This is a genomic window from Vreelandella glaciei (assembly GCF_013415125.1).
Lineage (GTDB): Bacteria > Pseudomonadota > Gammaproteobacteria > Pseudomonadales > Halomonadaceae > Vreelandella > Vreelandella glaciei.
This window is the reverse complement of the sequence record NZ_JACCDE010000008.1, coordinates 129,845-139,103: the sequence shown is the minus strand read 5'-3', so window position 1 is coordinate 139,103 and position 9,259 is coordinate 129,845. Positions and strand designations below refer to the sequence as shown.

Below are 9,259 nucleotides of genomic sequence, written 5' to 3'. Positions count from 1 at the left end.
TATTAATTAACATGGCTTCGTGTAGCGTCGTGAGGTTTTCATGACTAGAAATCTACTTGTATAAATTTCATTAATCTTAAACATAAAAATAAAAAAACACTAGCTTGCTGGATTCTATTGACCGAGCGTCACTGCCATGACTAGATTCAGTCATCCCATGCAAGAACCTTTAACTGATTAGTAAAACACAATGAGGTAAAAAATGAATCGCCCCCTTACTGCCATTATCCTTATGCTAAGTGCATCACAAGCCATGGCCACTGAGTTGAGAATGCTCACCAGCTATGACCAGACCAGCGCCTATACTCGTGAAGTCGCTCAGCGTTACATCGAAAGAGTGGAAGAGGCCAGCCAAGGTGATCTTACTATCGGCTTGAATGGCCCAGATGTCGTCTCACCCTTCGAACAGCTTCAGCCCGTGTCGGCCGGTGTGTTCGATCTGCTTTACACTCACGGTGCCTATCATACCAACACCACTGGCGTAGGGGCTGCCATGGATGCCGTCTTCGTCGGCCCTGATGCCACCCACGAATCTGGCCTCTGGGATTATATCGATGAACATTACAATGAGCTTGGCCTCAAGCTGTTAGCGATTCCTCCCCTGGGCAGCAGCGGCTTTCAATACGTACTCAAGGATCCCATCGAAGGTACACCGGGCCTAGAAGGACGTCGTATTCGCGGCAGCGCGACATACACCAGTACTACACAAGGGCTGGGAGGCACCCCCGTGCTCATGTCCGGGGGCGATGTGTACTCCTCCCTTGATCGTGGGGTGATCGATGGGGCTGCTTGGGGGCTCAACGGTGTCGAGGATTTTGGCTGGGATGAAGTGGCAGGATATTTCTCTAAGCCGACCTTTGGTCAGACCTATACCTACCTGTTCATGAACCTGGCTGCGTTCAATGCACTTGATGAAGAAGAACAGGCTGTGCTGCTTGAACAGGGCAGAGAGCTGGAAAACGAGACTGCCGGGATCCTCGATGAACTGGCACTGCAGGAGTGGGAGTCGTTGAAGGAAAAGGGCATGCAGGAAACGCACTTCCAGCCGGACGATGCCGAGCGACTGGACGCCCTGGTCAACGAAGGCATCTGGCAGCTGGGTATCGACAAGTCGCCCGAGGCAGTCGGCACCATGCGAGAGATAGCTGAACAAAACAACATGACAGCGACCTCCGAATAGGAATCAACATGCACCACCCGATAGCAAGACTTCATGATCGTATCACGCGATTCGGGTTCTACCTTGGCGGTGCCACCTTGTGTGGCATCGTCGCATGCTTCTGGATCGAAGTGGTCGCCCGTTATTTCTTCAACGCCCCGACCCTGTGGTCGAGTTCACTAGTGGCCTATTTCCTCTGTATCGCGGTGTCACTAAGTGTACCTGAACTGGCGCGTACCAATGGCCATATCGCGATTACCGTCCTGCCCGAAAGACTATCTCCTGCCAGCCGACAGCGTTATGACAGAATGATCGCCTTGGCAGCCGGCGTGGTCTGTACCGTCGCCGCCTGGATACTCATTCAGGAGACGCTTCGCCAATTCGGCAGTGGTACCACCACTGCACTGGGCCTGGATATCCCAAAGTACTGGGTATCAATCTTTATCTGCTATGCCTTTATCAATACCGCCTTGTATTTCCTGCGCTATGCCTTATTCCCAGGCATACCTCATGACGGCAACGAACAGCAGGAGGTTTGATCATGGAGTGGTATATCTCGCTAGGCATCGCGCTCACCCTACTGATGGGATTGTTTGCGCTGGGTGTCCCTATCTTCGTCGCCTTTCTTACCATCAATGTCCTGGGGACCATCTGGCTGATGGGCAGTGCAGGCTTCGGCATGTTCGCCAACAGCGTATACAGCACCGTCACATCGGAAACCCTCACTACCATCGTGCTGTTCGTGTTGATGGGGGAGTTGCTGTTTCGGTCGGGCTCAATAGACGTCATCTTCGATGCGCTGGACACCCTGATGGGACGTATGAAAGGGCGCCTGTACTTCTTCGTCATCGTGCTTGCCACCCTGTTCGGCGCCCTGTCGGGATCGGCTTTGGCGGTAACCGCGATGCTGAGTCGTTCGGCATTACCCACGATGCAGCAGCGGGGATATGATGACCGTCTCTCCATCGGCTTAATCCTGGGCGGCGCCAGCCTGGCGCCGATTATTCCCCCGAGCCTGCTGGTCATCATTATCGGCTCCATGGTCGATATCTCGATCGCACGGCTACTGATCGCCGGCATCATTCCCGGTATCCTCCTGGCGGGGTTGTTTGTCGGCTATGTCATGTTAAAGCTGATGCTCAATCCCTCCCTGGCACCCGCTGCCGACGAGAGTGGGGGCGGAACTTGGCGCGCACGCGGCAAGGCGCTGCTGGACATGGCACCGTTCAGCATCATCATCTTCTCGGTACTCGGCCTGATCATGCTGGGGGTCGCCACACCTTCCGAGTCTGCGGCCACCGGCGTGCTCGGTGCCATGCTGGTTGCGGTCTATTACCGTCGCTTCACCCTCGACATGGCGAAACAGGCGATACTCTCGTCGTTAGGCATCAGCGCCATGATCATCGCTATCCTGGCCTGCTCGAAACTATTCAGTCAGCTGCTCTCCTTCGCAGGGGCGACGTCAGGCCTGGTCGGGCTGGCCACCAGCCTGGAGCTTGATCCCGCGTGGATGCTGTTGTTGTTGATGCTCGTGCCGTTCTTTGCGTGCATGTTCATCGATCAGATCGCGTTCATGATGGTCGTCATCCCCATTTATGCACCGCTGGTCAAGCTCTATGGCTTCGATCCAATCTGGTTCTGGACCCTGTTCTTGATCAATATTTCGGTCGGCAGCCTGACACCACCTTTCGGCTACAACCTGTTTGCGATCAAGGGTGGGGCGCCGTCGGTACCGATGCAGACGATCTTCGCCGCCGCTTGGCCGATCGTTATCTGTTTCCTGTTCGGCATGCTAGTGCTGTTCTTCCTACCCTCGCTCATCACATTTCTGCCCAGTTTGATCTGACCATCAGGAGATATCTATGTATCACATCGGTCCGATGCCTACAGCGATCGACGCCCATATCAGCCGGCAACTACAAGACTGCGAGACGGCCACTATCGGCCACTTTCGGGAAAGCGGATTCGTCGACCCGGCTATCCACTCTTTGCTTGCCCGGACGCGAGTGGTGGGAACCGCCGTCACACTTTCCCTACCGCCCACGGATGGCACCCTACTCAATCATGCGATGCGTCTGGTTCGGCCGGGGGATGTATTGGTCATCGACCGGCAAGGCGACGACCGGCACGCCTGCTGGGGCGGGGTAATGACCCAGGTAGCCAAGGGGTTGGGGGTCGCCGGGGTCATCATCGACGGTATGGCGACGGATGCACTATCCATCCGCGAACAGGAGTTCCCGGTATGGTGCCGCGGTGTGTCGGCACTGACCACCAAGCTGGCGGGACTAGGAGGCACCATGAATCTTCCGGTTAGTGTCGGGGGGCTCGTTATCCACCCCGGTGATATTATCCTTGCTGATGAGAACGGTGTTCTTGTAGTACCTGCTCAAGAAGCAGGGACTATTGCCTCAAAAGCCGTTTCACTGCAACAACAGGAAGAAGCAATACTCCAGCGCGTGGCCCAGGGAGAGTGCTTGCCCGACATTAGCGGAGCCACCGAGCTCATTGAGAGAATTAACAGCGGAGAATCTTGACGAGATGAGGATTTCTTTAAGGTTCTTCGTCACTTCATGTGGATTTGGCCTGATCGAACAGACGGCCCACCGGGCTGCCAATCAGGTAGATCATGGCGATGAAATTAGCCTCGCTACGATAGCCATGTGCGCATGACCGAGCCGCTCTGGGTGCCGGGGCCTTCTGGATCCAGCGTAGCTTTTCCTTGATCACCCAGGCATCGGCAGTGGCGCTCTGATCAGCTACCAACTCCTGGAGCGCCGCCAGCTGTTCGGGTGTCAGGTTCTCATTTTCCAGGTTCTTCAACAGTGCCCAACACAGCGACTTGGGGTGCCCTTGCTCACGGCGCTCTTTGTTGCGTACCTCGTCTATCAATTATGGTAAAGGTCAGGACTTAAAAACAATGTTTTGGCTCGCATGTATTTCGCGCCGAGAATTTATTGCTTGCCAGGCTTCGGTGAATGCCCATGGCTCTCGATTAAGAAGACCTTAAATGCCTGCCACAACGGGCTCCGATAACGCTCGGGATGCCACACCAATGAAAAGATCCTAGATAGTTCTAGCCCACTCTGCATTGAAACCAATTCCCCACGCTCAAGCTCCCCCACCACGCTACGATACGACAGGCAGCCCAAACCGAGGCCGGCTATCACTGCTTGCTTAATGGCCTCATGCTGACTGAGCTCCATACGCACCTGCAGTCGCTCTACATGATGCAATATGGCGGCCTCAAATATTTCACGTGTTCCTGACCCCAGTTCGCGAAGTATCCAGGGAGCAGCACCGAGATCGATGTCATCAAGCCGCTTCTTCTGAGCCAAGGGATGCTGTGGAGAACAGACAATCACAAGCTGGTCCTCACACCAAGTTTCACTCTCCAGGCGCGATTCGTGACACTGCCCTTCGATCAACCCTAAATCTGCATCGAAACGCAGCAGATCCGTAATTACCTCTCCCGTGTTGCGCAACCGTAGGCGAAGGTCCACCTTTGGATTTTCATTGCTGAAGTATCCGGAGAACACAGGGCAGTCCAGTATAAGGCCTGGAAGTGTCTACGAAACACCGGGCGATTCAGATAACTAGAGGTTTCTAGCACCAGCCAAAGCAATGATTCTTAAGTTAACCCAGAAAGGTCTCGGCTCTTGTACTGGGACCGAGCACAACGTGAGTACTCCCCACTAGATAGCATTGCTCCAAAACCTAAGTGGCATAAATAATGCAGTACTTAGCATCAGGGAAATAAATTATCTATTAATCCAAAAGCTTTTAATTCTCACGAATGAATATAAGATTTTGAATTCATTATTATATCCAGCTTTTAATATTTGGTTTTGACTACCAATACCGCACATAAATAGCGCATAAAAGGTTGAGATTTGATGAAAATGCACCAACTTAGCCCTGCCATTACAACGCTAAAAAATTGTTACGAGAGGGTAGCAGTACGAGAAAATGAAGTTGGAGCTTTCCAATATTTAAAGCCAACCGCACAAGCCATCGCAGAGTGCGAAAAAGGGCCTAAGGGCTTACTCTCAGGTATGCCAATTGGTATCAAAGATATTTTCGATACTACTGATATGCCTACCCAGTGGGGGACATCATATCTGTATTCCCCTAAGTCCCAGGCTGATTCATCTCTTGTAGCTTCTTTACGAAAAGCTGGTGCAATTTTAATCGGTAAAACAGTCAGTACTAAGCTGGCTTATTTCACACCCGGAAAAACTCGTAATCCACATGATCTGAAAAGGACACCGGGCGCTTCGTCAAGTGGGTCAGCAGCAGCTGTCGCTGATGGAATGTCACGCGCTGCAATCGGCTCCCAAACAGCTGGAAGCATTATTCGGCCAGCTAGTTTCTGCGGTGTAGTAGGATTCAAGCCCTCTGCAGACCTCATTCCTAGCTCGGGAGTTAAAGCTTTTAGTAAGTCTCTAGATACAGTTGGCTGGTTTACGAGAAACATTCATGACTGTGCCCTGCTCTTCGACGCTGCAACCCAACGGCAACATAACACTGACTTGCCCAAGTCGGCTCTCGCCACACTTCGTGTAAATGCCCTCATAGAAATAGAGAACATTCCACTCGACAACGATGTTAGAGCACTTCTGAAAAAATCATTTTATACACTAAAAAAGGCAACAGCTCGTACTGCAGAGATCCAGGAGAGCCAACTTTTTTGCAAGCTTATCAATGTACAAAAATGCATTATGGCTTACGAGGCCTCGCGAACTTTAGTGCATGAGTTTCAATTTTATAAAAACTCTATGGGTAAAGAGTTGGTGGATATTATTCAACTTGGAGCAGCAATAGATCTACCTGAATACTTAGATGCCCTAGCGTTTCGAGATCATGCCCTTCATACCCTTACACATACATTTTTCAATCAGGCAGACATCCTCATAGCACCAAGCACCATAGGCGAAGCGACAGTTGGCTTAAATACTACTGGCGACCCAGTTTATTGCCGCCCGTGGACCCTACTTGGACTTCCATGCCTACATCTTCCTACCGGCAAGGGCTCTCATGGCATGCCAATAGGTATCCCATTAATTGGTAAACCAAAGGAGGACTTAAAGCTACTCAGTAGCGCCTTATCGATCGTTCAGCTTGAAGATTTCAAACTTACTTGTTTAACCGGAGAAGCAAATGAACATTAATCGCATAGTAGTTACGACTGGAATTTCCTTGGCTGTTCTCATAAGTGGTTCGACAGCCTTTGCACAACAGCCAGTCAACGTTTCCTACAACGTGTCTGAGGGGTCTAGCTGGCACCAGGGGGCGGAAAGGTTTCGTGACCTAGTTGCCGAATATTCAGAAGGAGACTATCAAGTTCGTCTGCATCCTAACGCGGCTCTTGCCGGTGGCAGTGATCGTGTTGAAATGGAAATGACTCAATCAGGCGCTATTCACTTTTTAATTAAATCAACAACCTGGATGACCGGACTAGACTCTCGCTATCAAGTTCTCGGTTTGCCGTGGCTATTCCCAGACCATGATTCCGCCAACGCTGTGCTAGATGGTCCTGCAGGGGATGCGTTGATGCAAGATCTCGAACAGCAAGATCTAAAAGGACTAGCTTGGGGTGTGAATGGGTTTCGTCAAGTAACGAACTCACGTGGCCCAATAACAGAACCTGCGGATTTTGAAGGATTGAGAATTCGAGTACCCGGCATCGAACTTTACCTATCTATTTATGAAGAACTCGGTGCCTCTCCCACTACTATGAATTTTGCTGAAGTGTTCACTGCCCTGCAAACAGGCGCAGTTGATGGTCAAGAAAACCCACTATCACTCATTTGGTCTTCACGCTTTCATGATGTTCAGGATCACGTCACGATCTGGAATTACTCTTATGATGCGTTGGCTTTCGTCGGAAGTGGGCCTTTCTGGCAAGGTTTAAGTGAAGAAGACCAGGAGATGTTCAGCCGAGCAGCTCAGGAGGCAATGGACTTTCAGCGCGAAGTAGTCAAGCAGGAGGATATTGATCTCGTGGGAGAATTAGAGGAAGCAGGGATGACAGTTACCACCCTGACTGATGAACAATTGTCAGCGTTTCAGGATGTTTTATCACCTGTATATGAACGCTATAAGGAATCGCTTGGATCGGATTTTGTAAGCATATTTGAAGATGGTGTGGCTGAGCTTCAGTAACCCCCGCAGAAAAGGCCTGCTTAAGCAGGCCGATTTATAATTTAGAACACATGGGGAAAGACATATGCACCAACTAAAAAAACTTTTTACATTTATCTTTAATCACTTTGAAGAAATTATTGTGATTATCTGCATGTTTGGGATCGTCATCTTAACTTTTATCGCTGTTATTGCACGCTATGTTTTTCGGATGCCAATTGCAGGTGCAGACGAAATTGCAACTTATATGTTTCTCTGGGCTTCACTTTTTGGTGCATCTGCGGCTTTTAAGTATAACAAACATGGCGGAGTGCCCTTACTTGCAGATATGCTTCCTGCAAATCTTCGCAGAATATCCGACTTATTAGTATTGGCGTTAACAGCAGTTTTCTTTGCTTTTCTTACTTATTATAGTTGGCGCTTTCTGGGACAATCCATGAGAGTTGGCCAAACTAGCCCTGCAACTGGCATTCCCGTATGGATGGTCAATGCTGGAATTTTTGGGGCTCTGGCAATGTGTTCAGTCAGATGTTTCGTTGCCATAATAAGAGACCTAAGGGGTATGGATAGATACCCAACGGTACCTGTATCAAACAGTATTATTTCTGAAGAAAACCTAGATAAAAAAATCTAATACTTAAATGAGACACTGCAATGGACATATTTGCTAGCTCAGGTATCGTAGCTCTTGTACTTTTTTTTGTATTCCTTCTGGCAAGCTTTCCCATATCAGTCGCTTTGGGTTTAGCTGGTTTGGTAGTTTTTGCCTATAACCAAATTGCACCTTTTACTACATTACCTCAAATATTCTCGGGAGCTATTGATTCTTTCACGCTTCTAGCCATACCGCTTTTCATCATTGCTGGTAATATGATTGCCCAAACAGGGATAGCAGGTAAGCTAGTTTATCTCGCTCAATTTATTCTTGGGCGAGTGCCTGGCGGTTTAGCTATAACAGTAATAGTAGCGGGTGCTTTTTTAGGCGCGCTTTCGGGTTCTAATGTTGCAGCTATTGCAGCATTAGGCTTCATGATTGCAGCGATGCAAAAGGCAGGCTATCCGATAGGTTTTTCATGTGCCACTGTTGCAGCAGGCTGTACTTTTGGAGTGGTGATCCCACCAAGTATCAACCTTATTCTTTATGGCGTAATAGCAAACGCTTCTATACCTGCGCTTTTTGCTGCTGGCATTGGGCCAGGTATCATTTTAGCTTCGGTTCTTTGTACTTATATTTACATCGTAGCGAAAAAAAAGAAATTCCCGACAGCAGAATTTGAAAGAAGCTGGCCAGAGTTTAGGAGAGCTTTTAAGGATGCATTTTGGGGTTTAATGGCGCCAGTTATTATTCTAGGTGGTATATATGGGGGAATATTTACAGCAACAGAAGCAGCAGCCGTAGCTGTCATGTATGTCTTCATTATCGATCGTTTTGTTTACCGCCAAATTCGCTTTATTGACTATCCCTATCTTATGCTTCAATCTGGCCTAACTACCGGTGTTGTAATGCTAATTCTCGCCATGTCTTCCATCCTTTCCTTTATTTTGATGGTTGACGGTACTGCCATGCAGGTAAGAGAATGGTTACTCACCGCTAGCGGTGGTAGTACAGTTATCATGCTACTGCTAGTTAATTTCATACTATTTATAGCCGGTGCATTTTTAGATCCGGTTTCAGCAATTTACTTATTAGTCCCCCTTCTGTTGCCTTCAATACAAGCTGTCGGCGTAGATACTGTCCACTTTGGTGCCATTATGACTACCAACTTGTCGATGGCTCATATTACACCTCCGATTGGCTTGGCATTATATTTAGCCTCACAAATCGCTGGTATTCCATTCACTAAGGCCGCTAAAGCTGTACTTCCTTTCGTAGCTTGTGAAGTCGTGGCACTAATGATAGTAACCTTTATTCCAAGCTTTACAATGTTTTTTGTAAAGCTATTGGCTTAATATGTATAC

The 9,259-nt window shown here is 49.1% G+C and carries 10 protein-coding genes; 8 read left to right on the top strand and 2 right to left on the bottom strand.

The genetic code is table 11. The features are described from left to right. Positions 1–202 precede the first annotated feature (202 nt). From dctP to HZS80_RS07670, 4 genes are read left to right on the top strand one after another with little or no spacing between them, the layout of a single operon-like run. Complete coding sequence (gene dctP / locus HZS80_RS07685) at positions 203–1,180, top strand: TRAP transporter substrate-binding protein DctP (RefSeq protein ID WP_179915677.1); 978 nt, start codon at positions 203–205, stop codon at positions 1,178–1,180. An 8-nt stretch (positions 1,181–1,188) separates the two neighbouring features. After that, on the top strand, positions 1,189–1,698 hold the full coding sequence (locus HZS80_RS07680) for a TRAP transporter small permease (protein ID WP_052703704.1): 510 nt from the start codon (positions 1,189–1,191) through the stop codon (positions 1,696–1,698). Between the two features lie 2 nt (positions 1,699–1,700). Beyond that, positions 1,701–3,005 carry a TRAP transporter large permease gene (locus tag HZS80_RS07675; protein WP_035556569.1) on the top strand — a complete coding sequence of 435 codons (1,305 nt, stop codon included), beginning with the start codon at positions 1,701–1,703 and terminating at the stop codon, positions 3,003–3,005. Between the two features lie 16 nt (positions 3,006–3,021). After that, on the top strand, positions 3,022–3,693 hold the full coding sequence (locus HZS80_RS07670) for an RraA family protein (RefSeq protein WP_035556566.1): 672 nt from the start codon (positions 3,022–3,024) through the stop codon (positions 3,691–3,693). 34 nt (positions 3,694–3,727) lie between these two features. On the opposite strand, the gene HZS80_RS07665 is transcribed toward HZS80_RS07670, so the two are convergent. After that, complete coding sequence (locus tag HZS80_RS07665) at positions 3,728–4,048, bottom strand: transposase (RefSeq protein ID WP_035556564.1); 321 nt, start codon at positions 4,046–4,048, stop codon at positions 3,728–3,730. A gap of 62 nt (positions 4,049–4,110) precedes the next feature. Beyond that, positions 4,111–4,695: a LysR substrate-binding domain-containing protein gene (locus HZS80_RS07660; RefSeq protein ID WP_281662203.1), complete on the bottom strand. Its 585-nt coding sequence runs from the start codon at positions 4,693–4,695 to the stop codon at positions 4,111–4,113. Positions 4,696–5,052: 357 nt separating this feature from the next. Here HZS80_RS07660 and HZS80_RS07655 point away from each other — a divergent pair, with 357 nt between their 5' ends. From HZS80_RS07655 to HZS80_RS07640, 4 genes are all read left to right on the top strand, one after another. After that, positions 5,053–6,327 carry an amidase gene (locus tag HZS80_RS07655; protein ID WP_179915676.1) on the top strand — a complete coding sequence of 425 codons (1,275 nt, stop codon included), beginning with the start codon at positions 5,053–5,055 and terminating at the stop codon, positions 6,325–6,327. Next, positions 6,317–7,321, top strand: a complete 1,005-nt coding sequence (locus tag HZS80_RS07650) for a TRAP transporter substrate-binding protein (RefSeq protein WP_179915675.1) — start codon at positions 6,317–6,319, stop codon at positions 7,319–7,321. Before HZS80_RS07655 ends, HZS80_RS07650 begins: the two co-directional genes overlap by 11 nt. A gap of 64 nt (positions 7,322–7,385) precedes the next feature. Next, positions 7,386–7,934, top strand: a complete 549-nt coding sequence (locus HZS80_RS07645; RefSeq protein ID WP_179915674.1) for a TRAP transporter small permease — start codon at positions 7,386–7,388, stop codon at positions 7,932–7,934. Between the two features lie 20 nt (positions 7,935–7,954). Continuing rightward, positions 7,955–9,250 (top strand): TRAP transporter large permease, encoded by a 1,296-nt coding sequence (locus tag HZS80_RS07640; RefSeq protein ID WP_179915673.1) that lies wholly within the window; start codon positions 7,955–7,957, stop codon positions 9,248–9,250. The last annotated feature ends 9 nt before the right edge of the window (positions 9,251–9,259 follow it).

What these genes read in the sequence shown, in the direction of transcription:
- dctP (WP_179915677.1), top strand. Translation starts at nt 203, where the DNA reads ATGAATCGCCCCCTTACTGCCATTATCCTTATGCTAAGTGCATCACAA.
- HZS80_RS07680 (WP_052703704.1), top strand. Translation starts at nt 1,189, where the DNA reads ATGCACCACCCGATAGCAAGACTTCATGATCGTATCACGCGATTCGGG.
- HZS80_RS07675 (WP_035556569.1), top strand. Translation starts at nt 1,701, where the DNA reads ATGGAGTGGTATATCTCGCTAGGCATCGCGCTCACCCTACTGATGGGA.
- HZS80_RS07670 (WP_035556566.1), top strand. Translation starts at nt 3,022, where the DNA reads ATGTATCACATCGGTCCGATGCCTACAGCGATCGACGCCCATATCAGC.
- HZS80_RS07655 (WP_179915676.1), top strand. Translation starts at nt 5,053, where the DNA reads ATGAAAATGCACCAACTTAGCCCTGCCATTACAACGCTAAAAAATTGT.
- HZS80_RS07650 (WP_179915675.1), top strand. Translation starts at nt 6,317, where the DNA reads ATGAACATTAATCGCATAGTAGTTACGACTGGAATTTCCTTGGCTGTT.
- HZS80_RS07645 (WP_179915674.1), top strand. Translation starts at nt 7,386, where the DNA reads ATGCACCAACTAAAAAAACTTTTTACATTTATCTTTAATCACTTTGAA.
- HZS80_RS07640 (WP_179915673.1), top strand. Translation starts at nt 7,955, where the DNA reads ATGGACATATTTGCTAGCTCAGGTATCGTAGCTCTTGTACTTTTTTTT.